Raw genomic sequence first — 24,342 nt, 5'->3', positions numbered from 1 at the left:
ATGAGCACACTGGTACAGAGTAGCGCGCGCCCGTTGGACAGCGTCGTGCTGGCGGTGGTGTTGACCGGGTTCGTGGCCAGTACCTACGGGTTTGGCGTCTACCTGTTCGCCAACCTGGTGGTGGACATGCGCCGCGATATCGGCTTCGACTACACCACGGTGGGCCTGATCACCGGCGGTGCGCAGATCGGCTTCCTGCTGTTTTCATCGGTCACCAGTTATATCAGCCGTTTTTTCGAAGGCTGGAAAATCAGCCTGGTGTCGACGCTGATGACCTCCCTGGCGCTGTTGGGGCTGAGTGTCAGCAACAGTATCTGGCTGTCCGGGGCGCTGTTGATTTTGCTCGGCGGCTGCTCGGCCTCGGTGTACATCCCGTTGGCAGAGATTGTCACCAAGGGCTTCAGCCCGGGTAATCGCTCGCGGGTCATGGGGCTGATTTCCAGCGGCACCAGCTACGGCGTGTTCATCAATGGCTTGCTGGTGTCGTTCCTTACCCTGCAGGGCGGCTGGCGCTCGATCTGGCTCACCGCGGGCCTGATCTCGGTGGCCCTGTGCGTGGTGGCCTGGTTTCTGCTGCGCAACATGGTGGCGGACAAGGACGCCGGTTTTTCCGGGCCGCGTTCGACGGCGTTCGAGAGTCATGCACCTTGGTTGAGTCGCTCACTGTACCTGACCTGGGCCATTGCGTTTTTGAATGGGATGGCGCTGTTGCCGTTCCAGACTTACCTGGCTCCGTTCCTGCGGGACGAGTTGGGGGTGTCGGTGCAGGACGCCGGGTTTGTCTGGACCACCATTGGCGCGGTGGGCATGGCCTCGGGCTTTCTGGTGGGGTGGATCGCCGACAAGGTGGGCGTCAGGGCGTCGCTGGCCATGTGCTTTTTGAGTGCGGGGCTGGCCGCCACCCTGGTGTTCAGTTTCAACAGCCTCCCGCTGTTCTACCTGGCGGCATTTTTGTTTGCCCTGGCGTTCTACCCCATCTTCGGGCTTGTCCCCAGCTACATCGGGCAAATCGTGCCGGTCAGCCGACTGACCCAGGCATTCGGCATTGCCAATGTGCTGATCGGCCTGGGGGGCGTGTGCGGTAACTTCCTGGGCGGTTTTTCCAAGGACCTGACCGGCTCGTTCGCGACCGTCTACTGGGTGGTTGCGCTGTTGCTGTTCGTGCAATGCGTGATGGTGTTCCTACTGGGTAAACCGCCTGTTTCGGTGACGGAGGGTGAGCGGCCATGAGTTATTTTCCGGAACGTCCAGACCAGAACCTGCATGCGTTTGCGTTCAGCCATCTCGGCGCCGAACGCTCGCGTATGGGGCAAAAGCCCTTGGTCATCTGGATGACGGGCATCTCGGCGGCCGGCAAGTCGACGATTGCCGATGCGCTGGACAGCGCCTTACAGGCACAGGGGCGCTTGACCTGCATCATTGACGGCGACTCGGTGCGCGGCGGCCTGTGCCGCGACCTGGGTTTTACCGACAGCGACCGCGATGAGAATATCCGGCGGGTCGCGGAGGTCGCGCGCTTGATGCTGGACGCAGGGCTGGTGGTGATCGTGGCGCTGATCTCACCGTCGGCGGCCAGCCGGCATTACGCGCGCGCCATTGTCGGCAATGAGCATTTTGTCGAGGTGCATGTGGATGCGCCGCTGGAAACGGCGGAGCAACGTGACCCTAAGGGCTTGTACAAAAAAGCCCGCCTGGGGTTGATCCAACACTTCACCGGGATTGATTCGAACTACGACGTGCCGATCTTTCCGGAAGTGCATGTGGACACCCAGGCGCTGTCTGTCGAACAGTCTGTCGCGACTATTCTCGATTGGATGGCCCGCAACGACGAGCACACATAGCCGCTGGTCTTTGCGCCGCACCTTCGGAAAACAAGGTAATCTGCGCCATCGCTGGCATACCGCGTTTTTTCAGGAGCAGGCATGACGCATTTCACCGGCACTGCAAAATCCATCCGTCTGATCGGCGGGGCCCAGGTATTGGACTTCATCAATACCACCAACGGCCGCCGCCCTGGGTCGCCGCTCAAGGTCATGGAAGAGCGGCTTACCAGTTTTCAGTTTTTCTTTGAATGGGCGCTGCACGCCTCGTTGATCTCCGCCCACGAGTTCGCTGAATACAAGGCCATGGTGTTTGAGTCGCCTATTTCCTACCAGCCGGATCTGGATGCCATCATTGCGTTCCGCGAATGCCTGTATGCCGTGTTTTATCCATTGTCCTTGCGCCAGGCTGCGGCCGATGACGCCTTGCAGCAGATCAACCTGAGTTTCCAGCAAGGCGCCGCCTGGCGGGTGCTGCGCACGGTTGACGGGACGCCGGCCTGGGCGTGGAAAACCTGCACCTCTGCCCAGGAACTGAGTGCAATGTTGATCGGGCGCCTGGCGATCGAGGCTACGCAATTGCTGGTGTCCGGTGATCTTCGTGCCTTGAAGTGTTGCACGGCCACCGACTGCGATTGGCTATTCCTGGATATTTCCAAGAACAAGCTGCGCAAATGGTGCCAGATGAGCGTGTGCGGCAGCCGGGAGAAATTGAGCCGCCTTAAACAGGCGCTTTAGTTGCCAGGCAATGTCGCGGTCGACGGGTAGCAATTGCTCCACTTAATAGGAAGCATTACTATTCACGCCCCGCCTCCCCAGTGCCCTCGCGATGATCCCTCAGCCGCCCCGCAGAACAGGCTTTTTCGAGCACTACGAAGAGTTGATCGGCACCTGGACACGCCGCCTGAGAAACCGTCAGCAGGCCGAGGACCTGGCCCATGACACCTTTGTGAGGGTGCTGGAGGCAAGCGCTTCCCAGGTAGAGCAACCGCGCGCTTATCTGCATCAAACTGCGCGAAATATCGCCGTGGACGCCTACCGACGTGAAGACCGGCGGGAAGCCATGGCGTTGGAAGCCTTTGATCAGAGCCAGCCCCACGGTGGCGATCCGGAGCATTTCATGCACGCGATCCAGTTGGCGGACTCCATCGAGCGGGCCTTGGCCGAGTTGCCGCTCAACTGCCGCAGGATCTTTATCTGGCAGAAGATCGAGGGCCTGACCCAGCAGGAGATCGCCGAGCGCCTGGGCTTGTCCAAGAACATGGTGGAAAAGTATATGATCCGCACCCTGCGGCATTTGCGTGAGCGCCTGGACACGATGGCCCCATGACACACGCTCGCTCTGAAACAGGACCTTCCATGATGGATAACCGTGCCCGCGACGAAGCCGCGCAATGGTTTGTACGCCTGCAAGACGCTGGGTTGGACGCCACCGAGCGCGAGCGTTTCGATGCGTGGCGCAGTGAAAAGCCCGAGCACCAATATGAATTCGATGTGCTGCAAGGCCTGTGGAGCGCCGCCGACCTGGTGCCCAAGGCCCGCTTGCAGGCGTTGGGCGAGGCGCCGGCCGAGCGTCCAAAACGTCGTGGCGTGTTGCGTTACGCCGTCGCGGCCAGTGTGGTCGCCGTGGCCTTGGGGCTCGGCTTGTTCAGCGGCCTTGATCATCCGAAGCCCTACCGGGCCGATTTCAGCACGCGCCTGGGTGAGCAACGCCAGGTGGCATTGCCCGACGGCTCGGTGATGGATTTGAACAGCCGCAGTGTTGTCTCGGTGCACTATGAAAAAGGTCGCCGCAGTGTTGAACTCAAGCAGGGCGAGGCCATGTTCAGTGTCGAGCATGACACCCGCCGTCCCTTTGTGGTCGCCGCCGGTGCAGGGCAGGTGACGGTCACCGGCACGCGCTTTGATGTGCGTCGCGATGACGACCAGACCCGTGTGGTGGTCGAGGCCGGTACAGTGAAGGTGCAAGGGCGCTCACCGAACGAGGGGGTGACGCTGACGGCGGGGCTGGGGACCCATATCAATGACCAAGGCCTGGTGGCAGCGTCCTACGCAGTGAATGCCGAGGAACTGACGGCCTGGCGCAGCGGCAAACTGGTGTTCAACAACGCATCCCTGGGTGAAGTCGCCCGTGAGGTCTCGCGTTATCGCGAGCGCCCGTTGCGCGTCAGCACACCCGCCGTTGGCAACCTGCGACTGACCAGTGTGTTCAAGGCCAATGACACCGATGCCTTGCTCAAGGCCTTGCCACATATCCTGCCCGTGGCCCTGCGGACCTTGCCGGACGGCAGCCAGGAAATTATTTCACGCTGAGATTCAGGTTTTTTCCGAGTTCTTCGTCTTCCTCCCAAGCTGCAACTGGTTTGCATTAACAGCCGCATACTCTTGCGATTACAGGACTGGGGTCGACGTGAAAAAATGTGCCGTTCACAACAATAAAATCTCCCGCTGGGCGCCGCTTGCCCTTGCGCTTGCTGTCAGTGCCGCAGTGCCGGCGGCCTATGCTGGCGACGCTATCCATATCCAGGCCCAACCCCTGGGGAGCGCGCTGAGCCAACTGGGGCAGCAGACGTCCCTGCAAGTGTTTTTCAGCCCCGACCTGGTCGCCGGCAAGCACGCCCCCGCAGTAGACGGCAACCTGTCGGCGGAACAAGCCCTGCGTCAATTGCTGCAAGGCAGTGGCCTGGACTATCAGATCGACGCCGGTTCCGTGACCCTGCGCCCGCTCGGCAGCGGCGCCGGTGACGCCGGTTCGCCCCTGGAACTGGGTGCCACCGACATCAGGGTGGTCGGCGACTGGCTTGGGGATGCCAATGCCGAAGTGGTGCAGAACCACCCGGGCGCGCGTACGGTGATTCGTCGCGAAGCCATGGTGGAGCAGGGCGCGATGAATGTCGGTGATGTGCTGCGTCGTATGCCTGGGGTCCAGGTGCAGGAATCCAACGGCACAGGTGGCAGCGATATTTCCCTCAATGTCGGCGTACGCGGGCTGACATCACGTCTGTCACCACGCTCCACCGTGCTGATCGACGGGGTGCCGGCGGCATTCGCGCCCTATGGCCAGCCACAACTGTCGATGGCGCCGATTACCGCCAGCAACCTGGACAGCATCGACGTGGTACGCGGCGCCGGTTCCGTGCGTTATGGGCCACAGAACGTCGGTGGCGTGATCAACTTCGTGACCCGCGCGATCCCCGAGAAATTCTCCGGTGAAGTCGGCACTACCCTGCAAACTTCCGCCCATGGTGGCTGGAAGCACATCGAGAGCGCTTTTATCGGCGGCACTGCCGACAACGGCATCGGCGCTGCGCTGTTGTACTCCGGAGTGAATGGCAACGGCTACCGCAACAGCAACAACGGCAACGACATAGACGACGTGATCTTCAAGACCCACTGGGCGCCGACCGACCAGGACGACTTCTCGCTGAACTTCCATTACTACGATGCCAGCGCCGACATGCCCGGCGGGCTGACCCAGAAACAGTTCGATGCCAACCCGTACCAGTCGGTGCGCGATTGGGACAATTTCAGCGGGCGCCGCAAGGACGTGTCCTTCAAGTACATCCGGCAGATCGACGACCGGACCCAGGCCGAAGTGCTGACTTATTATTCCGACAGTTTCCGCGGCAGTAACATCGCTAACCGCGACCTCGCGACCCTCGGGTCCTACCCGCGCACCTACTACACCTTCGGCATCGAGCCGCGGGTGTCCCATGTATTCGACGTGGGCCCCAGCACCCAGGAAGTCAGCGTCGGTTATCGCTACCTCAAGGAGGGCATGCACGAGCAGGCCACCAGCCTGAACCTGATCAACAACGTGCCGACGCCGGGTGGCCGCAGCGATGGTCACGTCTACCAGGATCGCACCGGTGGTACCGAGGCCAATGCCTTCTATATGGACAACAAGATCGATATCGGCAAGTGGACCGTCACCCCGGGCATCCGTTTTGAAGACATCCGCACCGAATGGCACGACCGTCCGGTCATCCCCCTTACGGGGCCTCGCACCCAGGAAAAACGCCGCGAGGTCCATAGCCAGGAACCGCTGCCGGCCCTGAGCGTGATGTACCACGTGTCCGATGCCTGGAAACTGTTCGCCAACTACGAGACCTCGTTTGGCAGCCTGCAATACTTCCAGCTCGGGCAGGGCGGCACCGGCGACCAGACCGCCAGCGGCCTGAACCCGGAGAAAGCCAAGACCTATGAGGTCGGTACGCGCTACAACGACAGTGTGTGGGGCGGGGAACTCACGTATTTCTACATCGACTTCTCGGATGAGCTGCAATACGTCAGCAATGCCGTGGGCTGGACCAACCTTGGCGCCACCAAGCACAGCGGCATCGAAGCGTCGGCCCACTATGACTTGTCGAACCTGGACCCACGCCTGGACGGCCTGACCGCCAACGCCGGCTTCACCTACACCAAGGCTACCGCCGAAGGCGACGTACCGTTCAAAGGGCGCGACCTGCCACTGTATTCCCGGGAAGTGGCAACCCTGGGTCTGCGCTACGACATCCACCACTGGACCCACAACCTGGATGTGTACGCCCAGTCCGGACAGCGTGCACCGGGTACCACCAGCACCTACATTACCCAGGGCACCGCCGATGGGCAGTACGGTGATATCCCGGGCTATGTCTCGGTCAACGTGCGCAGTGGCTACGACTTTGGCGAACAACTGTCGAACCTGAAGCTGGGGGTGGGGGTGAAAAACGTCTTTGACCAGCAGCACTACACCCGCTCCAGCGACAACAATGCCGGGCTGTACCTGGGCGAGCCGCGTACGTTTTTTGTACAGGCCAGCGTCGGGTTCTGACCCTTATCGGTTTGGAAAAGTCGCAGTCTTGCAAGAGGCTGCGATCGTTTGTCCTGTTTCTTACATCCTCGCAGTGCATATTGCGGCTGGTTCAGGAACCGTTTCCGACAGAAGTGCCACACATGGGAAAGCTAAAGGGCTTCGACGTTGCGTTGGAGCGGCAAGCTTAAGATCGCGCCCACTGTAATGGAGAAAACTATGTCGGTATTGGTGTCCGATACACAGGCCTCTACCTCATCAACCTCTGACCTTTTGCAGGCCACTTCCAGGCCTGAGGTCAAAGCCCCTCGGCCAGCGACTGCCCCCAACGGCCAAACGGCTGCAAACGTCAGCTTCCTGCCTCGGGAAAACCAGAGGGGGCCCGTGTTCGGCGCGCCCTCTTCGGAGGCCCCCCGTCAGAGTGCTGCTGACAACGTGATGCGTCACTCCAGCGAGCCGGCTAGGCAGGGCCTGATGGATACGGTCAGACACTGGGTGAGCCCTTGGTTTGCCTGGCATCGCCCACAACCAGGTCCTGGCTACTGCAATCCGCCGCCGAGGCCGAATCCTGGCTGCTGCAATCCGCCGCCGAGGCCGGATCCTGGCTGCAGCAATCCGCCACCACGCCCCGATCCTACCGTGGGTAAGCCGTATCCGCCCGCACCGGGCTGGCCTGATCCGACGTACTCGCTGAAAAATAATGATGAGTTGGCCCAACAGTTACGTGACAATTTCAATGCCTTCAGGGACCGCAGCGACCCCAGGTATGTCAGCGTTGACAGTATCTATGGGATGGCGAAAAAAAGCTGGTCTCCCAATCCGGTCACGAACGCGAACATTCGCCTGGCCAACGAGTTGCTGCGACGTCCAGAGCTGATGAGCGCCCTGGACCGGCACTCCTCCACCGGTGCATTGGATGGCCTGATCGACCGGCAAAATGTGAACATCGTGGTCAAGGGGGAAAACTACTTCAAGTACAAGATCGACAAGGAAATGGCCGGTGAAATGCTTGATCATTTCGACGAGTTGAAACGTTATCCCTGGGAGCGGGAGCTGAGCTTCAGCCACCTGAGGAGCCTGGCGGCCCGGAACCAGACGGGCGACTCGTCCATGGATCATCTGATCCAGCTGTCCCAGGAGATACTCAAGCGCAGTGACGTGTTGAGGGAAATGGACAATCTCGCCGGTCGTGATAACGACGGCTGGATCAGCTGGCAAGCGCTTTACCTGCTTTCCCGCTGACCGTCCGCCAGGCGCCGCCGCTGAATGACGGTGCCTGGCTCAATTTTGTCAGGAACTGTTTACGCCGACTGACCAAGTAGTTCACAGGCACCGGCCTTGATCAAACCGGTCGGCTTTCAGATTCCGTGTGGAGGGCTAGCAAATGACGTCAAGCTCGTTTCACCCGCCCCAGCCCAGCTGTCATGAGCTCTTTCGCAATACGGATGATGGCGATCCGACTGTGCCCACGGGTGACATCGTTGCGCACGAGCCCCCGGCCGCGGCCGATGTGCATGCTGTCGAAGCCAGGCGCATGAGGGCTTTTGCCGGTCAGTGCCAATTCCAGGCGCCGGTCGAGGAAGACTTTTCCCGGGGCATGCTCGCGACCGGGCAGATGGCGAGTGACGACGCCAAACCCCCCAAGTATTCCAGGCTGATCAATAGCCTGACGACCTGGTTGCGTCGGTAAGGGTGGGAATCACCGTACCTTCTGGTCGTTGTTTACATGCTGTCATTGGTATTCATCGGTTGTCCGGAACTGTTGTGTTTGTCCAACCACACATGGGGTGCTTGCCGGTGGAATCCATTCGCTGATTCCGTCTGGGGGTGGTGATCACCGGGCAGGTATGTATCGGAAACGCGTTGGAGAAAACCCATGACGATCGAGGGTGTACCCCCTCATGGTCTGCCCTTGGCGCTGGACGAGCCGGCTTTACGGTCTACAGTGCCAGCGCCGCTCACGCCCTCTGGAACCTGGCAGGGGGCTGTTCCTGCGCGCCCCGACGGCGTGTCGCGGGTGCCTCTGGTGCTGTGCGGAACAATGTCGGTGCTGCGCCAGCGAGCGCTGCAGAACCTGCCCGCTGCTACGCGCGCGTACCTCGCCCAGCCCGGCGTAACGTCCACCGACAGTCAACTGGCGTTGGCCCTGGAAAAAGATTTTGGCAGGCTGTACCCCTTCCTGAACGACGGGCGTTTGACCTGCTCATCATTGCAGCGTGTTGCAGATGAACGTATGGGGAAAAGCGAGGAGTTGGACCGGACGATTCAAGTGGTCAGCGAGATTCTCAAGCGCCCGCGGTTGAGCGATGCAATTTTGAGCCGCGACGGCGATATCACCCGGGATAGTCTCAGGGCGGCAGCCCAAACGCTACAGGGGAACAGCTCGCCAAGTGTGTTCAGCCAGGACCCGTTCCATGCCCAGGGCAATACCCAGGTGGTGCTGGCCCTGCAGGGCCAGTTCGAACAATTGAGGGATAAATCGCAGGATCGGACGTTCTTCTTTGAACAACACCAGTACGTTGAAATCGCCACGCTCAAGGCCGTCATGCAGGACCCGCATGCCGTTGATCAAGAGGGTGCGCCTGTGCTGGATCCTTCCTCCGGCATGCCTCGGCCCAGGTACAGCGAGCTCTGTGTCTACACGGCGAAGAACATTCTTGAGCGGCCAGGTCTGCTGCCTTCGCTGGTACGTGCGAACGGCACACGATTGTTTGGTCCGCCGCAAAAAGACGGCTGGCTCAGTAACAAAAGCCTCGAGCGTTGGCTGGAACAGGACAAGGCCCGCAAAGCGCGCTGATGTGCGGGGGTCATACCTTGAGGACCTTGCCGCTCAGGGATACACCGGCGAGCAGTACTGCGATCAGCACAAAGCCACTGCTCAGGCCGCTGCCATGGGCAATGAAGCCAATCACTGCGGGGCCGGCAAGAATCCCGGCATACCCCAAGGTCGTGATGGCAGGTACGGCAATATGTTCCGGCATCACCGTTTGCTTGCCGACGGCGGTGTACAGCACCGGCACGATATTCGAGCAACCGGCACCTACCAGCGCATACCCCAGCAATGCGGTTTCCCAGGCTGGCAATAACGTTGCCAACAACATGCCAGCAGTGGCCAGTGCACCACCGATCACAATCACGCGGGTTGCGCCCAGGCGCCGCACGATGGCATCGCCGGTCAGGCGCCCGGCAGTCATGGTCAGGGCGAAGGCTGCGTAACCCAGGCCGGCGTAGGCTTCGTCCAGACCGCGTTCGGCACTGAGGAACACGGCGCTCCAATCCAGTACGGCGCCTTCTGCCAAAAACACGATAAAGCACAGACAGCCGATGAACAGTACTACGCCGTGGGGGATCGCAAATGCCGGACCCGAACTTTCACTGCCGTAGGGCAACAAATGTGGCCCGGCCTTGAGCAGCGCCAGCGCCATGATGACGATCACCACCAGGGTCGCCTGCAGAGGTGACAGACCCAACCCCAGCAGCCCTGCAACCCCGGCCGCGCCGACGATCCCTCCCAGGCTGAACAAGCCGTGGAAGCCCGACATCATGGTTTTGCCACTGGCGCGCTCAACAATCACCGCTTGCAGGTTCACCGTGGAGTCCACCGTGCCAAGGCCCGCGCCAAACAGGAACAATCCGGCGATCAGTAACGGAATCGAGCTGACCGTGGCCAGCATGGGCAAGGCCAGGCAGATCATGATCGTGCCGGCGCTCAGCACGCGTCGGCAGCCATAACGAGACGCCAGCGCACCGGCGGCCGGCATGGCAATGATAGACCCCACCCCCAGGCACAACAGCAGCAGGCCCAGGGTGCCTTCACTCAGTTCGGCGCGTGCTTTGGCGTATGGCACCAACGGCGCCCAGGCAGCAATGCCGAAGCCGGCGATGAAAAATGCGATACGGGTCGACATTTGTTCCAGCCGCCCGGGAACCACGGGTGCTGAGGTGGGGATGGCAGTCATGAAAAAATCCTTGGTTTTGCGTTCAGCGAACGATGTCCGGCGCGATATCCTTGCACATCAGGCCCTTGGGGGCGAGCCAGGTTCCCCCCGAGATCAGCGGCGATGATTTCTTTTTGCAATTCGGGAACGCCATGGGCGTTGGCAACCACACACGAAGTGTCTTTGCAGAAGGCGTTCTGGAAGGTGTGTAATCCCTGTGGGAACTGGTGAACCCCCGGGTTTTCACGGTGGATTACCACCTTCCAGGCCGCCTCCCACACACCCTGCATTGTGTAATACGCTGCTGGTCCAACCCTATAGGCAACCGAGCGGACGCACCGATGAAGATTGCAAGGCAAGTGGCGCCATGACCCGGTTCTATGATGCACGTGGCAACATTTACGGGGTCTCCAGCCCGGCGTTTTTACGACAGCAGGGTATCGAGGTGCCCAACAGCGCGGCACAGGCCGCGAAGACTCGCGAGGCTTGGGCTGCATCTGCCATAAGCTCCGAATGCGAGTGGGGCTCGACGCTGCGCCCGGCCAATGCCAAGGCCCACCGCTGTGATGGCTTGCTGGTTGGTCCCTTCCAGGCCGAGCCGCCGTTTGACCTGTTGATCGTGAACACCGACGGCTCCCTGGCCGAGCGCAGTGGCAATGGCTTGACGATTTTTGCCCAGGCGCTTACTGACCAGGGCTTGATGACCGAGGCTTGTGATTTGCGCGTGCATCATGACCAGCCTGACGGGGGGGCGCCGTTGGTGACTCGGGTCGAACCTGCCATCTATGAGCACCGCTCTGGATTCTGGCTGGCATTGGGTTTGCCCGGGTTCGGGCCGTCGTCCGTGGGTGCGCAGGGGGTTGAGCAGGTGTTCCAGGACGGCATTGAACTGAGCCATGTGAAGGCGTTGGCGGCGATCAACCCACAGTGGGCGCACAGTCAGTTTGTGCGTGTGGGCAATCCACATTGTGTGACCCTGGTCGAACACCTGTCAGCCTTGCCGGACAATCTGCAGATGCAACAGCCAGCGCTGTTCGAACCGTTGCAGGCGATTGCCTTCGCCCCCCCGGCAGGAAGCGGCGAGCCATGCTTGGCCGGAGTCAATTTGCAATGGGTCGCCAGGCAATCCGGCAACCGGGTGGTTGCCCGGGTGTTCGAGCGGGGAGAGGGCCCCACGGCGTCCTCCGGCACCAGCGCCAGTGCCGTGGCCTGTGCGGCGTGGCGAGCGGGTTGGGTTGAGGGTGGTGAAGTCGCGGTGGTTATGCCGGGTGGCACTGCGCCGGTACGTTTGCATACCCAGGTCGATACGCTGCTGAGCGTCAGTCTGTTCGGGACTGCACGGCCTCGGACATGAAGTCTTTTGAGCAGTTGACGCCCTGAGTGGGTGTCGGCTGTTTCGCTATTAATTAATTGATCAGATAAAAGTTGATGTAGGACATTTCTTATGTTTAAGAAGTGGCTCATTGACTCGATTTATTATTTTGTAAAAGACACTTCAATCTCAGTCGTACGAAACTTCTTTTTTATTTTTTGGGGGCCGATTTTTTCCTGGAAACGCTAAGCTTCAAGGCGTTCAGGCGCTTTTCCTCGGCAACTTATTTCATGTTTGGCGGGGGAGGTATCTCAGTCCGGTAATAACTATCGATATTGGCGGGTAACAACGGATGGTTAACGCGTTTGTTTCGTCACGTTTCAAATTAATCCTTCCAGGCATAAAGACTGACTTTCAAGTACTGGCGTTCAACGGTCAGGAGGTGCTTGATCAGCCGTTTTTCATCCAGGTGCAGGTGGTCAGCGAAAACCCTTCACTGGACCTGGAGTCACTGCTCCACCAGCCTGCCTACCTGGTTTTTGGCGATGCCAATGAAGGCCTGCATGGGCAGGTTTACGCGATTGGCCGCGATGATCCCGGGCGGCGGCTCACCCGTTATCACCTGACGTTGGCGCCGCATCTCGCCTACCTTGCCCATCGACGCGACCAGCGGATTTTCCAGCAGCGCAGTGTTCCGCAGATCATCGCGGCAGTCCTCGAACACCACGGCATCCTGGCCGACCGCTATGCCTTTGAGTTGGGGCCGGTGGTCTACCCGCCGCGGACGTTCTGCGTGCAATACTCGGAAACCGACCTGCATTTCATCCAGCGCCTGTGTGAAGAGGAGGGCATTCACTACCACTTCCGTCACAGCGAGCACCAGCATGTGCTGGTGTTTGGCGACGACCAGACCGTGTTCCACCGCCTGCCTGCGCAGCGTTATTCAGCTGCCGGCGGGCCGCTGGCCGAGACACGGGTTATCCAGCGTTTCGACGTACGCCTGGCGACCCGCAGCCAGCAAACGGTGCGTCGTGATCATGACTTCGAGCATCCGTCCTTATGTCTGCAAGACAGCGCGGGTTCTGCCTCAGCGCTACCCCTTGAGGACTACCGCTACCCGGCTGGATTTACCGGCCATGCACGGGGCGCGCGCCTGGCTCGCAGGGGGTTGGAGCGCCTTCAGATCGGCGGATATCGGGCATTGGGCAGGAGCGACCAAGCGGTGCTGCGCAGTGGGCATTTTCTTGAGCTGCACGACCATCCGGATCCGGCCTGCAATGATTTATGGTTGATCACTTCGGTCCGTCACGAGGGTTATCAACCGCAGGTGCTGGAGGATGCGACAGGTGAGGTGGATGCATTCCAGGGGTATCGCAACCGTTTCACCGCGACACCCTGGACTGCACCGTATCGACCCCCTCTCAAGCATCCCAAGCCGACCATTCACGGCACCCAGACCGCCACGGTAACCGGGCCTGTCGGTGAAGAGGTGCATTGCGATGCATACGGCCGGGTGAAAGTACGGTTTCACTGGGACCGACTGGACAAGAGCGATGACACAAGCAGTTGTTGGGTGCGGGTGGCATCGGGTTGGGCCGGAGACGGGTTTGGCGCAACGATGATCCCGCGGGTGGGCATGGAAGTGCTGGTGACGTTCCTGGAGGGCGACCCGGACCAGCCGCTGATCAACGGTTGCCTGGCCAATGCGTTGCACATGCCGACCTATTCCTTGCCGCAACACAAGACCCGCAGCGTCTTGCGCAGTCGCAGCACCCTGGGCGGAGGCGGCGGCAACGAATTGCACCTGGAAGACCGCCGTGGCAAGGAGCTCATCTACCTTCGTGCCCAGCGGGACCTGGAGCAGCAGGTGGGGCATGACAGTCGCCTGGAAGTGGCCGGTGAGCGGCGTGAGATCATTCGAGGGATAAGTACGGTGCACCTGGAAAGCGAGGAGCATCGTCACGTCACCGGTGACCGCAAGGTTGTGCTCAAGGCCAGCGATCATCTGGACGTGCAGGGCGACAGCCGGACCTATGTCGGGCAAACCCTGGTGATTGAAGCCGGGCAACAGGTGCATCTCAAGGCCGGCGCCAGCCTGGTGATCGACGCGGGCGTACAACTGAGTTTCAAGGCCGGCGGAGAGCACCTGGTGATCCAGGCAGGCGGCATTTTCAGCAGTCGGCCCATCACCCTCGGTGGAACCCCGTCCGCGACCGGGTCGGCGAACGCCCTGTTGGTTGCGCAGAGCCCGAAAATCTCCGCCACACAGGGCGCCGTCATGCACTTGGCCAGGCAATTGGATGCGGACTTCTGCCCGCTATGCGAGGGCTGCCGCGAAGGCCTCTGCACCGTCGGCGGGAGGGCTGCCTGATGGAAAACCTTCCAAGCCGATGGATGAGCCAGCAGCAGCAGGCAGGTCACAGGCTGTGCCTGATGCTTGAGGGAAAAAACGCAGCCTGCCAGTCATTGTTGGCGGTACGCGGTTTTCCAGCGTACTGCCACCTCTACGCACAAACCCCACTGGCGGAAATGGCCACGGCTGGCCCCGTGATCCTGTTGCTGGATCAGGTAGGAGAGCCCGCGCTGCTCGATCTTCTGCAAGAACCAGAGATGAATTGGGGCTGGCTGGGCAGTTTGCAAAATGCGGACCTGACGGACATGTCCCGGCATTGGCGCGACCGGCTGCTGGTCGGACCGGAGAATAACCGGACGCTGTACCGCCTTCACGACAATCGTACGTTGGCGCGCGCACTGAACCATCTGGGCCTTGAACACTGGCCAGCATTCCTCGGCCCACTGATCAGTGTGTGCTACTGGCATGAAGGCAGCTGGCACTGTGGCGACAACCCTGCCCCCGGTGACTATCCGGTGCCCGAGCCAGCCCCCTGGCTGAACACGCCCAACCCGAATGCCAGCGCCATCCTGCACGCCAATATCCTGCGTTACCTGCTGGCTGAACGCAGTGAAGACCTGGCGGCATTGGTTGAATTCCAAGACCCCAGGGTCTGGCTGACCCAAGTGTTGGAACAGGCTAGCAGTTGGCGATGGAGCCAGCCGGAACAGCTGGAGTTTCTGGTCGTGCGACGGCTGGAAGAGGCCACCCGCAGCAGTGTGATTCGTTGGCAACCGACGCTTGGAGAAACACCGCAGGATCACTTTGAACGAGTTAAGCAGCAGTGGCACATGTTGGAGAACAAGGATGAGTAAGCGTGTATGGGGCGTGCTGCTTGCACTGGCGATGGCGGGACTTTCGGGGTGCGCGATGAAACCGGTTGATCGCTTTACGTTGGAGGTGGATTTACCGGGGGAGTTTAAACTTAAAACTGCCGCCAACTATGGGCCTGCAACAGGTGAGACCTGCACCTTGCCAAGGCGCCGAGGCAAGAGGCCGGAGCGGAAGGTCTTTTTTACCGAGTACAAGCCGGTGGCGAGTCGTGCGAGTTATGAGTTGCCTCTGAGTGAGACGGTACAGGGGTGTCCGTTGGTGCTGCGAAGTGTGGATTTTGATCTTTATGCGAAGTGGGGCAAGCGGGATTCGGACGTTGGGGGGGATATAGGGGGGGTTTCCATTCGGGATCTTCTGGAGGGGGATCGGCCAGGAATGCCGGAGTCGGGAGTTAAGGAGCTGTCTTGGCAGTGTCAGTGGTTGTTTCGGACTGCAGGGCGGAAGCACGTAATCATAAAGGTCCTTAAATGTGGATATTTGAGTGACAGTGGGGCGCTATCTAACGCTGGTACGAGAGGTGGTTTGCTGCGAGATGAACTGGGAGGACAAAAGGTACTGATAAAAGTAGGACTCAATCCCGAAGAGCGACCTTACATGGGCGATAACTGGATTCGTTTTCCTGGTGGGTGGAAGCGTTGTCTAGGGACGGATTTTGATGATCTTTATGCGTTCTGTAACGGGAATACTACCGACTTCAAGCCCATCACAATGCCCGATGGGCGTATATGCGACATCTATCCAACTTGTACTGAATAAGGATATCCAGGCATGACGATGGAAGAATGGAAGCACCCTTTTTTTGATGAAAGTATGCCTGCTTGCGCATTGCATGGAGGTTGGCTGAGTTTTTGTCTGGTGGATGAATCAGGTGATGGGAAAGCCTATGGAGGGCTTAGATATGAGGTTGTTGACAGCGCAGGGCAGCGGTACAAAGGCCATTTGAATGGAGAAGGGTTTGCACGGTTGGAGGGGCAGTGTCGCGGTCCTGTCGTGCTGGTTTTAGATGCTCCATATGAGGCGGGGAGGGGCTACTATTCAACATTGCAGCAGCGAGACAGCTATCCATTACCGATCACCGATCTTCAAGTCCGAGCTGAACAAACCCGTTTTTCAAGCGTCGATGGTCGGCGAACTGAAAGCAATCCAGGACGACAGAGCTCAGATCGGTTTTACCAAGTTGAAGTAAGCGATCTGGTTCGCCATATCGCCCATCTTCCCCCCGTGGAAAAAACACCCCACCGCCCCCAGCGCCACGCATTAAAAATGATGGCCGACCTGGGCTTTGGCCCGCCCCAGCCAACCTTATCGGGTATCGTGCTGTTCCCCAGCCAGCATACCGTTCTCGAAGTCCGACCGCTGCGAGCCTTGCGCCCGATGCTCTCCACTGAAGATGAGTTCTGTGCTTTGAACCTGTATCAGTTGGCTTTGTTTGCAGCGTTGAGTTACTGCGATTTTGGGCAGGAACCCTCAAAGAAACCCGTTGATAAAGTCCATTTCCCGCTGGACCCCAGCGTTGGGAATCTGTTTGGCAAGCAACTGTCTGGATACCGTGAAGCCTGGCGAGTTGATCCCGAGCAAACCCGGCGATTTTTCCCTCTTTATGAAGATGTCCCTTATTCCAGGCGCTTCGAAATCCTGCCCTTCGACCCTGAGTTGTACCTGCAAAATCGCCCGGAGTTGGGCGAGAAACAGGAACATCCCGCAAGCTTGCACTTCTTTGATGACGAAAAAGACGGCACTGACACCCAGGCGTTCATCACCCATCACGATGAGGTGATCCTGATTTCAGTGCGCGGAACGTTCAGCACGGCCGACGCACTACGGGATGCAAATGCCCATCAGGTTGCATTCGCCGACGGGGTCGGCAAGGCACACGAAGGTTTCTATCAGGCTTACCGGGCTGTGCGTGACTTCGTACTGCGTTACCTCAGTCAATTTCACATAGGCCAACGAATAGTCATTTGCGGTCATAGCTTGGGCGGCGCAATTGCGTTGTTACTGGCAGAAGCGTTACGTCGTATTCCTGAGCGTAACTACAACATCCTCCTCTACACCTACGGCGCCCCCCGCGCCGCCGATGCCGAGTTCACTGCCGGCGCTTCCACGTTGGTCCACCACCGCATCGTCAACCACAACGACCCGGTCCCCAGCGTCCCGGCCCCTTGGATGAACACCACCGCCAAACTCTGGATCCCCGGTGCCGTCACGCTATTCAGCGCCCCCACGGCCGGGGGCCTGTTGTTCGCCGCCGGCCTGGTACGTATTGGCGGTAACCCCTACCAACACCACGGCGATCAACAGCACTTCATGCCGATCGTGCTCCCGGACGGTACGCATTCGTCCGTGCTGTGGAAGCCGGGCTGCGAGTCCATTGAAGAAGCTGGCCGCAACCGGGCATGGCAAACGCGCGGTGACATGCCCGATCGCGAAGGCCTGATCAAACAGTTGGTGCAATACAAGCAGCATTTCATGACCGCCAGCTACATCCCCGCCGCCTGGGCGACGTTGCGTCGCTGGCAACAAACCGTGGATAGCAACGGTCCTCTGGTGACCCAACGGGAGTTTGAACTGCTCGACCACGCCCTTGCGACCATGCGCAAGCAACTGCACGACAAGCGACGTGAACTGACTCGACAGCGCCCGGCCAACGACCGTGCCTATGAATACCATGAGCCGCTGAACGCTGAGATCGACCGCCTGCACACCAGTCGCGAACGCCTGCAAACCCTGCGCTGGCGTCGTCTTGAAGCGCGTGATGTCTACGGCAGCCATAGCCACTCCTCCAACCTGCAACCCAGTCTCAAGCGCTGGTTCCGCCATCGTGAAAACCAGGCGTTGCCTCAGGTCGCGAGCATCCCTCCCGCTGCGCAGAGTGAGCTGGGGAGGGCACAGCCGCTGGATCTCGACTCAATCGTCTGACCTGGGTGCTTAGACAAACTCCACCTGCGTCGGCTGGCGTTTCATCAACACCTTGCCGTGGCGAATCGAGTACAGCGCCAGCCCTTGGCTGCGAATCACCTCGTAGTCGCTGTCGGCCGAGAGGATCAACAGGTTGGCCGGGCGCCCGGCTTCTAGGCCGTAACGGTCACCCAGGGCCATGGCCTTGGCGCTGTTGTCGGTCACCAGGTCGAGGGCGCTTTGCAGGTTGCGGTAGCCGAGCATATGGCAGATGTGCAAACCGGCTTCCAGCACGCGCAGGATGTTGCCGTTGCCCAGCGGGTACCAGGGATCGACGATGGAGTCCTGGCCAAAGCATACGTTCATGCCGGCCTCCAGCAGCTCGTTGACCCGGGTGACACCACGGCGTTTCGGGAAGCTGTCGAAGCGACCCTGCAGGTGGATGCTTTCGGTGGGACAAGAGACGAAGCTGATCCCGGAGTGCCCCAGTAGGCGGAACAGTTTGGCGCAGTAGGCATTGTCGTAGGAACCCATGGCCGTGGTGTGGCTGGCGGTGACGCGGGCGCCCATGTCGCGGCTGCGGGCTTCTTCGGCGAGTACTTCGAGGAAGCGTGAATGCGGGTCGTCGGTTTCGTCGCAGTGCACATCCACCAGGCAGCCGGTGCGTTCGGCCAGGTCCATCAGGAACTTCACCGAACTCACGCCTTGATCGCGGGTGTATTCAAAGTGGGGGATGCCGCCGATCACATCGGCGCCCAGGCGAATGGCTTCTTCCATCAGTTCGCGGCCGTTGCGGTATGACTCGATGCCTTCCTGGGGAAAGGCGACGATTTGCAGGTCGATCAGGTGCGAGCTTTCTTCGCGCACTTGCAGCATGGCCTTGAGCGCCGTGAGGTCGGGGTCGGTGACATCGACATGGGTGCGTACATGCTGGATGCCGTGGGCGGCGAGGGACTGGATGGTCTTTTTGGCGCGGTTCCTGGTGTCTTCCTCGGTGATGGTGGCCTTGCGTTCACCCCAGCACTCGATGCCTTCGAACAGGGTGCCGCTCATGTTCCAGCGTGGTTCGCCGGCGGTGAGGGTGGCATCGAGGTGAATGTGCGGTTCGACGAAGGGCGGTATCACCAGGTTGCCGGCTGCGTCCAGGTCATTGGGCCCCACTGCCGGCGCTGTTGCTTGTGGGGTGATGCTGGCGATCCGGCCATGTTCCAGGTGCAGATCATGCAGGCCTTCACGGTTGCGCAGGCGGGCGTTGATGATGTGCATGGGCAAGTTCCTCTTGGTTGAAAGCAATCAGGCAGACAGCCGCCAGATCATCAGGGCGATGCCGATGTCCAGGCGGTCATAAGCGTTATCCAGTGTCAGACCGCACAGGGCCTCGATGCGCTGGACACGGTGTGTCAGGGTATTGCGGTGCAAGGCCAGGCGTTGGGCGGCAGCCACAAGGTTACCATTCTCGTGAAACCAGGCTTCCAGGGTCGGCATCAGGCTGGGCCCGTGGTGCAGGTCGTGACGCAGCAGCGGGCCCAGGCGTTCATTGAGGAACTGGTCGAGCAGGGCGCGATCACGCACACCGCTGAGCAGCTTGAGCACGCCGAGTTCGTCATACACGCACAGCCCGGCACGCTCGCTGAAGCGTCGTGCCGCCACCAATGCCTGGCGTGCTTCGTCTTGCGCCTGGGCCAGGCGCGCGGGTGGGTGTGCAGCGGCGCTCAGGCCGATAAACAATTTCAGCGGCGCCAGGCGCAGGTTGAGCGGATTCAGCCAGTTGGCCAGTTGCTGGCGGTTGGCCAAGGCCGTGACGGCATCCGGTGTCGGCAGCAGCAGGGTCCATTGTCCGGCGCGCCCCAGTACCGGCAGTACCGCCGATAATTGACGCAAGCGCCGGCTGATAGCGTCGTGTTGCCGCGCCAGCTGTGCCTCCACCTGTGCCGCGTCCCCCTGGGCAAACAGCAGCTCACTGCCTTCCAATTGCAGTTGGGCGACCTGCCAATGCCCGGCCAGTGGCATATTCAATTGCACGGCCCGATGCAGCAGCAAATCCAGGGATTGATAATCCCCGCTCAGCAAGCGCTCCAGCACGTCGTGTCGCGAGCGTCCCAGTTGCTCGGACTGGATCAGCGCCGAACCAATTGCCTGGGTCACCAGCACCATTTTCAGCGAATAGGGCTGCTCGATCAGCGGCATGCCGGCGGCTTCGGCGGCGTCGAGCAAGCGCTGGGGAATCGCCTGGATATACGCCGCTCCCGTCAGGATCACCAACCCGGCCACTTGACGCTGGCAGGCTTCGTCCAGCAGTTGCAGGAGGTTGGCCTCATCCCGTGGGTGGTTGATGCCGGTGACGAACACCAATTCACCGCCCAGCACCCACTCGGCGATCCCGCTGTTTTCCGCCACATAAGGCCAACGCACGACGCTATCCAGGGCGGCAGCGCCGGCGCGCAGGCGCATGGATTCCAGCCCCCGCAACGCCAGTACATCCGCAATGGTCAGGCTCATGCCCGGGCATCAGCCAAAGGCACGCGCAGCACGGCGGTGAGCGCGACGTAGGTCAGCGACGCGGCAGCGATGCCCACCAACGGCGCGACCCATGGCGAGTTGAACGCCAGCACGGTACCCACCGCGTACGCCACCAGCCCGGCCCAGTTGAAGGCTGGCAGGCGCGCATCCGCCAGGCGCGGGTAGTGGCCGCGCCAGCGGTAGAAGAAGTCCGCCATGATCACCCCGCCAATCGGCGGAATCACCGTGCCCAGCAGGATCAGGTACGGCACCAGCATGTCGTACATACCCAGCAAAGCCAGCAGGGTGCCGATCACCGCACCCGCCAAGGTCACGGTTTTGCGGCGCTTGGTGCGCAGCAGGTTGCAACCGGCCACGGCGAAGTTGTAGATGGTGTTGTCCTGGGTGCTCCAGATATTGAGCAGCAACATGGCCATTGCCGCCATGGCGAAGCCTTGCAGCAGCAACACTTCGACCACGTCGGGCTGTTGGTAGACGATCGCGCCATAGGCGCCGATCAGCACCATCAAACCATTGCCGATAAAGAACCCGATCAGGCTGGCCAGCACCGCGACCTTGGCCGAGCGGGAAAACCGCGTCCAGTTGGTAGCCTGGGTGGCGCCGCTGACGAACGTACCGAACACCAGGGTGATCGCGGTGGACATATCCAGCTCGCCGGTCGGTACCACCGCCAGCAGCCCATCCAGCCCGCCGACTTTCACCGTGGCGACCCACATCGACAGCAACAGCAACAGGCCCATGGCCGGCACCGCGATGTAGGAAAGAAGCTCCAGCCCGCGATAGCCCACGTAGGCCGTGGCGCAAAACACCAGGCCGAACAGCACCATCAATGCCAGCACGCTGCCCTGGCTCAACTCGAAATACTTGCCCAGCACCACGGCCGCCGTGGCGGTGCCCCAGGCGTACCAGCCGATCTGGGTGAACCCGAGGATCAAGTCACTGAGCTTGCTGCCCACCTCGCCAAAGCAGAAGCGGCCCATCAACACTGAGTTCAACCCGCTTTTGAACGCGATGTAACCCAGGCCTGCGGCGTAGATACCCAACAGCAGGTTACCCAGGGCCACCACGCCGAGCATCTCGGTGAAACTGAACGCCACCCCGAGCTTGCCGCCGGCAAACATGGTCGCTGTAAAAAAGGTAAAGCCCAGCAGCACCATGGCGGTCGACGCCAGGCCTTTGCGCGCATGCATGGGGACTTCGCTTAAGGGGTAATCGTTGCCCGGTTCTTGCTGCGTCATGTGCGTGCTCCCTGAATGAGTGACGCAGGCCTGTTGCACCGGGCGTGCCAAATCACCGGCAGTGACAGGCGCACGGTCGCCACTGTGCACCGTGCACAGTATTTATAGCCAAACAGGTGGGGAATGCAGGCGGGAGTGTTCGTTGTGCCCAGGCGGGCACGAAAGCGGTGCAGCAGTGATACAAATTGGATCAGTCGAACAGCGTCTGCGTGGTCTCGCCGCGATGAAAGGCGAACGCCGCCTCCAGATCACTTTCGATGGTGCGCCCACGGGACAGCGGCGGCAGCTCGTCCAGGCTGAAAAAGCCCACCTCGGTGGTCTCGAACCCGGCCACCGGCGCCAGTTGATCCACCCGGTCACACAGGAAATACAACTTGTAGAAATCCCGCACATCCGGCCGGTACAGCCCCTTGGCCTTGTGGGTGACGCTATACAGTGCACGCGCAGTAACGCTCAGGCCGGCTTCCTCGCGAATTTCCTTGATGATGTTTTCCGCCGCCGACAACCCGATATCGGCATAACCACCGGGCAGCGCCCAGCAACCGTCGGTGGCCTCGCGCACCAGCAGAATCCGCTCACCCTCGATCACCGCGCCACGTACGTCGATCATCGGCGTCGAATAGCGCTGGGCGAAATCCGACACCAGCCCGGTGATGCGCTCCAACGGTACGTTGCCCAGCTGTGCCAGCATGCTGTGGGCAATCTCGGCGATTTCTTCCAGGCGTTCGCGCTCGAAATCATCGGTGCAAAAGTGCAGTCCTGTGGAGGCCAATGCCTGCAAGCGTTTGGCCTGGGCCAGCCAGGTAGTTTCCATGGACATCTCCTCGGTCGCGAAGAAAGGCAAGGGTGGAAGGGTGCTACGGGATGCACAAAAAAACCACCGCAAGGGTGGTTTTTTAACAGCGCAGGCTTACTCGCCGCGATAGATGCAGCCACTGGTGCAGGTCTCGTGGATACGGATCGCACTGAGCTCCGGCAGCAGCGGCTTGAGTTCAGTCCAGATCCACTTGGCCAGCACTTCGCTGGTGGGGTTTTCCAGGCCTGGGATGTCATTGAGGTAGTTGTGGTCGAGGCGTTCGTAGAGCGGCTTGAAAATCGCCTTGATCTCCGAGAAGTCACGAATCCAGCCGGTATGGGGATCCAGGTCGCCACTCAGGTGGATCGCCACCTTGAACGAATGCCCATGCAGGCGCCCGCACTTGTGGCCTTCCGGTACGTGGGGCAGGCGGTGGGCGGACTCGAAGGTAAACTCTTTGAAGATTTCCACGGTATTTTCAGCTCGGTCAGGTATCTGGCAGGCGGCGAGTTTAACAGCTTGATCCCATGCCGCGCATACCGCTGGGTCAAAGCGCCTGCAAGCGCTCGCCCAGGCCACCGTTATCGGCCAGTTGCAGAAACTCATCCCCCAGCCGCCGGCTCTCGCTCATCGCGGTTTGCCAGTACTTGTTGCGGCTCGGATCGTCGCCCATGAAGCGCTTGAAGTCGCTGCGGTCCGGCAGTTTGCCGTGGGGCAGGCGGGCCAGGTAGTCCTTGGACGGCGCCAGCAGCAACACATCCTGCAAGCCGTGCGGGTTGCTGCGCCGCCATGGCAGGCCCTTGTCGAACCAGCCGGGGATGACCCGGTCGGTGAAGTGCGGGTACAGCACGATGTCGTCGCCGTGGTAGGGCAGGTCGAGGTGGTAGTCCAGCAGGCCGCCGTCGCGATAAGTGCCGGTGCCGGCTCCGGGCAGGTCGCGCACGCCTTGCATCACCATGGGGATCGATCCGGACGCCAGCAGCGCCTGGCGCAGGTTGCCCATGTCCAGCGCAAGGAAGCGCGAGGGGAAATCCTTCAGCGGGTGCACCGGCGGTGCCTGGCGTGGGTCGTGGATGATCAGCCGCTCGAAATGCCGCGCCAGCCGTGCACGGCCGCGCAGGTTGTCGGCAATCACCGAGGACAGGCCCAAACCCAGGCGCCCGCGGTGGTCATCGGCGAGTAGGCCGTGGCTCTTGACCACCATGATGTTCAGTCGGTAGTCGGGGTTGTCCAGTACCCGCGCATCGCGGCCGGCCAGCAGGTCGTCGAGCATGCGCTGGCAGCTGCGGCTGACTTCGGCCATGGTCACGCCTTTGGCAAAGCGTTGTTCGTTGTACAGGCGGCCGAGGTCCCGCAGGCCTTGCACCGGGTCGGGCAGGCAGGCGCTGGCAAACCGCCAGGAACCGATCGATGCGCCGATCAACGCCCGCTCCCGCGGCGCGCGCGGCAGCCAGTCGCCGAACAGCGCCAGGTCCAGGCCCTGGATCCCCAACGCCTTGGGGCCGCCGGCCGCTCCGGGAAGGATGCCGACATCCGCGGGCTTGAGGCCCTGTTCGCGAATGCGCGCAAAGGCGCGTTTGCCGGCCTTGAGGGTCAGGGCGGGGAACTTGATGTGGATGGCTGTCATACCGGTCTCTGTTGAAGCGAGGTGCAGGTGCAAGCGTGCTCGCGAAAAACGCTAACGATACCGCGTGAATCCTGAATAAGCATCGTAGCCTGTCGCGGCTGCTGGAAATTGCCATGGTGGCAATTCAGTTTCAGTTAAGTTGCAGCCGCTACCGTGGCCGGTGTAGGAAAAA

The 24,342-nt window shown here is 60.8% G+C and carries 21 protein-coding genes; 14 read left to right on the top strand and 7 right to left on the bottom strand.

The features are described from left to right. The 9 genes from BM416_RS24605 (at position 1) to BM416_RS30935 (ending at position 9,412) form a co-directional block, all read left to right on the top strand. A complete protein-coding gene (locus BM416_RS24605) occupies positions 1 to 1,230 on the top strand; it encodes an MFS transporter (RefSeq protein WP_092489770.1) in 1,230 nt (409 codons plus the stop codon). Then, complete coding sequence (gene cysC / locus BM416_RS24600; protein WP_092489769.1) at positions 1,227 to 1,841, top strand: adenylyl-sulfate kinase; 615 nt, start codon at positions 1,227 to 1,229, stop codon at positions 1,839 to 1,841. The genes BM416_RS24605 and cysC overlap by 4 nt, the downstream gene beginning before the upstream one ends. An 81-nt stretch (positions 1,842 to 1,922) precedes the next feature. After that, on the top strand, positions 1,923 to 2,558 hold the full coding sequence (locus BM416_RS24595; protein WP_092489768.1) for a CGNR zinc finger domain-containing protein: 636 nt from the start codon (positions 1,923 to 1,925) through the stop codon (positions 2,556 to 2,558). Between the two features lie 91 nt (positions 2,559 to 2,649). Next, complete coding sequence (locus tag BM416_RS24590) at positions 2,650 to 3,150, top strand: sigma-70 family RNA polymerase sigma factor (protein WP_092489767.1); 501 nt, start codon at positions 2,650 to 2,652, stop codon at positions 3,148 to 3,150. A 29-nt stretch (positions 3,151 to 3,179) separates the two neighbouring features. Next, entirely contained in the window at positions 3,180 to 4,133 is a 954-nt protein-coding gene (locus tag BM416_RS24585; protein WP_371856067.1) for a FecR family protein, read from the top strand. Between the two features lie 97 nt (positions 4,134 to 4,230). Beyond that, complete coding sequence (locus BM416_RS24580; protein ID WP_092489766.1) at positions 4,231 to 6,636, top strand: TonB-dependent siderophore receptor; 2,406 nt, start codon at positions 4,231 to 4,233, stop codon at positions 6,634 to 6,636. A 618-nt stretch (positions 6,637 to 7,254) separates the two neighbouring features. After that, entirely contained in the window at positions 7,255 to 7,857 is a 603-nt protein-coding gene (locus BM416_RS30940; RefSeq protein WP_256577588.1) for a hypothetical protein, read from the top strand. 292 nt (positions 7,858 to 8,149) lie between these two features. Beyond that, positions 8,150 to 8,305, top strand: a complete 156-nt coding sequence (locus tag BM416_RS30470; RefSeq protein ID WP_139237774.1) for a type III secretion effector protein — start codon at positions 8,150 to 8,152, stop codon at positions 8,303 to 8,305. Positions 8,306 to 8,491: 186 nt separating this feature from the next. Then, positions 8,492 to 9,412 (top strand): type III secretion protein, encoded by a 921-nt coding sequence (locus BM416_RS30935; protein ID WP_256577587.1) that lies wholly within the window; start codon positions 8,492 to 8,494, stop codon positions 9,410 to 9,412. Between the two features lie 10 nt (positions 9,413 to 9,422). Here BM416_RS30935 and BM416_RS24560 read toward each other — a convergent pair whose 3' ends face one another. After that, on the bottom strand, positions 9,423 to 10,574 hold the full coding sequence (locus BM416_RS24560; protein ID WP_092489764.1) for an MFS transporter: 1,152 nt from the start codon (positions 10,572 to 10,574) through the stop codon (positions 9,423 to 9,425). A gap of 346 nt (positions 10,575 to 10,920) precedes the next feature. Here BM416_RS24560 and BM416_RS24555 point away from each other — a divergent pair, with 346 nt between their 5' ends. The 5 genes from BM416_RS24555 to BM416_RS24535 all read left to right on the top strand — a co-directional run bounded on the left by BM416_RS24555 (position 10,921) and on the right by BM416_RS24535 (position 18,010). After that, positions 10,921 to 11,907: a diaminopimelate epimerase gene (locus tag BM416_RS24555; protein WP_092489763.1), complete on the top strand. Its 987-nt coding sequence runs from the start codon at positions 10,921 to 10,923 to the stop codon at positions 11,905 to 11,907. Between the two features lie 310 nt (positions 11,908 to 12,217). Then, a complete protein-coding gene (locus BM416_RS24550; RefSeq protein WP_092489762.1) occupies positions 12,218 to 14,236 on the top strand; it encodes a type VI secretion system Vgr family protein in 2,019 nt (672 codons plus the stop codon). Then, positions 14,236 to 15,072 carry a DUF4123 domain-containing protein gene (locus BM416_RS24545; RefSeq protein ID WP_092489761.1) on the top strand — a complete coding sequence of 279 codons (837 nt, stop codon included), beginning with the start codon at positions 14,236 to 14,238 and terminating at the stop codon, positions 15,070 to 15,072. The genes BM416_RS24550 and BM416_RS24545 overlap by 1 nt, the downstream gene beginning before the upstream one ends. Further along, on the top strand, positions 15,065 to 15,847 hold the full coding sequence (locus BM416_RS24540; RefSeq protein WP_092489760.1) for a hypothetical protein: 783 nt from the start codon (positions 15,065 to 15,067) through the stop codon (positions 15,845 to 15,847). Before BM416_RS24545 ends, BM416_RS24540 begins: the two co-directional genes overlap by 8 nt. 12 nt (positions 15,848 to 15,859) lie before the next feature. Continuing rightward, positions 15,860 to 18,010 (top strand): lipase family protein, encoded by a 2,151-nt coding sequence (locus BM416_RS24535; protein WP_092489759.1) that lies wholly within the window; start codon positions 15,860 to 15,862, stop codon positions 18,008 to 18,010. Positions 18,011 to 18,019: 9 nt separating this feature from the next. On the opposite strand, the gene codA is transcribed toward BM416_RS24535, so the two are convergent. From codA to BM416_RS24505, 6 genes are all read right to left on the bottom strand, one after another. Continuing rightward, positions 18,020 to 19,255, bottom strand: coding sequence for a cytosine deaminase (codA, locus tag BM416_RS24530; RefSeq protein ID WP_092489758.1), 1,236 nt, complete (start codon positions 19,253 to 19,255; stop codon positions 18,020 to 18,022). A 27-nt stretch (positions 19,256 to 19,282) separates the two neighbouring features. Further along, complete coding sequence (locus tag BM416_RS24525; RefSeq protein WP_092489757.1) at positions 19,283 to 20,488, bottom strand: PucR family transcriptional regulator; 1,206 nt, start codon at positions 20,486 to 20,488, stop codon at positions 19,283 to 19,285. After that, positions 20,485 to 21,747, bottom strand: coding sequence for a cytosine permease (gene codB, locus BM416_RS24520; protein ID WP_092489756.1), 1,263 nt, complete (start codon positions 21,745 to 21,747; stop codon positions 20,485 to 20,487). Before codB ends, BM416_RS24525 begins: the two co-directional genes overlap by 4 nt. 190 nt (positions 21,748 to 21,937) lie before the next feature. Continuing rightward, positions 21,938 to 22,561: an NUDIX hydrolase gene (locus BM416_RS24515; RefSeq protein ID WP_092489755.1), complete on the bottom strand. Its 624-nt coding sequence runs from the start codon at positions 22,559 to 22,561 to the stop codon at positions 21,938 to 21,940. A gap of 96 nt (positions 22,562 to 22,657) precedes the next feature. Next, the gene (gene queD, locus BM416_RS24510; RefSeq protein ID WP_003237990.1) at positions 22,658 to 23,014 is read right to left on the bottom strand and encodes a 6-carboxytetrahydropterin synthase QueD; all 357 of its coding nucleotides are present in this window, start codon (positions 23,012 to 23,014) and stop codon (positions 22,658 to 22,660) included. A gap of 76 nt (positions 23,015 to 23,090) precedes the next feature. After that, a complete protein-coding gene (locus tag BM416_RS24505) occupies positions 23,091 to 24,170 on the bottom strand; it encodes a patatin-like phospholipase domain-containing protein (RefSeq protein WP_092489754.1) in 1,080 nt (359 codons plus the stop codon). Between the last annotated feature and the right edge of the window lie 172 nt (positions 24,171 to 24,342).

Origin of the sequence: Pseudomonas sp. NFACC42-2, assembly GCF_900116055.1 — a bacterium.
GTDB classification, from domain to species: domain Bacteria; phylum Pseudomonadota; class Gammaproteobacteria; order Pseudomonadales; family Pseudomonadaceae; genus Aquipseudomonas; species Aquipseudomonas marginalis.
The sequence above is the reverse complement of the archived record's forward strand: the minus strand, read 5'-3'. Positions and strand labels throughout refer to the sequence as shown.

Coding starts and splice junctions, on each gene's coding strand:
- cysC (WP_092489769.1), top strand. CDS start 1,227: ATGAGTTATTTTCCGGAACGTCCAGACCAGAACCTGCATGCGTTTGCG.
- codB (WP_092489756.1), bottom strand. CDS start 21,747: ATGACGCAGCAAGAACCGGGCAACGATTACCCCTTAAGCGAAGTCCCC.
- BM416_RS24560 (WP_092489764.1), bottom strand. CDS start 10,574: ATGACTGCCATCCCCACCTCAGCACCCGTGGTTCCCGGGCGGCTGGAA.
- BM416_RS24605 (WP_092489770.1), top strand. CDS start 1: ATGAGCACACTGGTACAGAGTAGCGCGCGCCCGTTGGACAGCGTCGTG.
- BM416_RS24540 (WP_092489760.1), top strand. CDS start 15,065: ATGAGTAAGCGTGTATGGGGCGTGCTGCTTGCACTGGCGATGGCGGGA.
- BM416_RS24550 (WP_092489762.1), top strand. CDS start 12,218: ATGGTTAACGCGTTTGTTTCGTCACGTTTCAAATTAATCCTTCCAGGC.
- BM416_RS24525 (WP_092489757.1), bottom strand. CDS start 20,488: ATGAGCCTGACCATTGCGGATGTACTGGCGTTGCGGGGGCTGGAATCC.
- BM416_RS24545 (WP_092489761.1), top strand. CDS start 14,236: ATGGAAAACCTTCCAAGCCGATGGATGAGCCAGCAGCAGCAGGCAGGT.
- BM416_RS24590 (WP_092489767.1), top strand. CDS start 2,650: ATGATCCCTCAGCCGCCCCGCAGAACAGGCTTTTTCGAGCACTACGAA.
- BM416_RS30935 (WP_256577587.1), top strand. CDS start 8,492: ATGACGATCGAGGGTGTACCCCCTCATGGTCTGCCCTTGGCGCTGGAC.
- codA (WP_092489758.1), bottom strand. CDS start 19,255: ATGCACATCATCAACGCCCGCCTGCGCAACCGTGAAGGCCTGCATGAT.
- BM416_RS24585 (WP_371856067.1), top strand. CDS start 3,180: ATGATGGATAACCGTGCCCGCGACGAAGCCGCGCAATGGTTTGTACGC.
- BM416_RS24555 (WP_092489763.1), top strand. CDS start 10,921: ATGACCCGGTTCTATGATGCACGTGGCAACATTTACGGGGTCTCCAGC.
- BM416_RS24535 (WP_092489759.1), top strand. CDS start 15,860: ATGACGATGGAAGAATGGAAGCACCCTTTTTTTGATGAAAGTATGCCT.
- BM416_RS24595 (WP_092489768.1), top strand. CDS start 1,923: ATGACGCATTTCACCGGCACTGCAAAATCCATCCGTCTGATCGGCGGG.
- BM416_RS30470 (WP_139237774.1), top strand. CDS start 8,150: ATGAGGGCTTTTGCCGGTCAGTGCCAATTCCAGGCGCCGGTCGAGGAA.
- BM416_RS24515 (WP_092489755.1), bottom strand. CDS start 22,561: ATGGAAACTACCTGGCTGGCCCAGGCCAAACGCTTGCAGGCATTGGCC.
- BM416_RS24505 (WP_092489754.1), bottom strand. CDS start 24,170: ATGACAGCCATCCACATCAAGTTCCCCGCCCTGACCCTCAAGGCCGGC.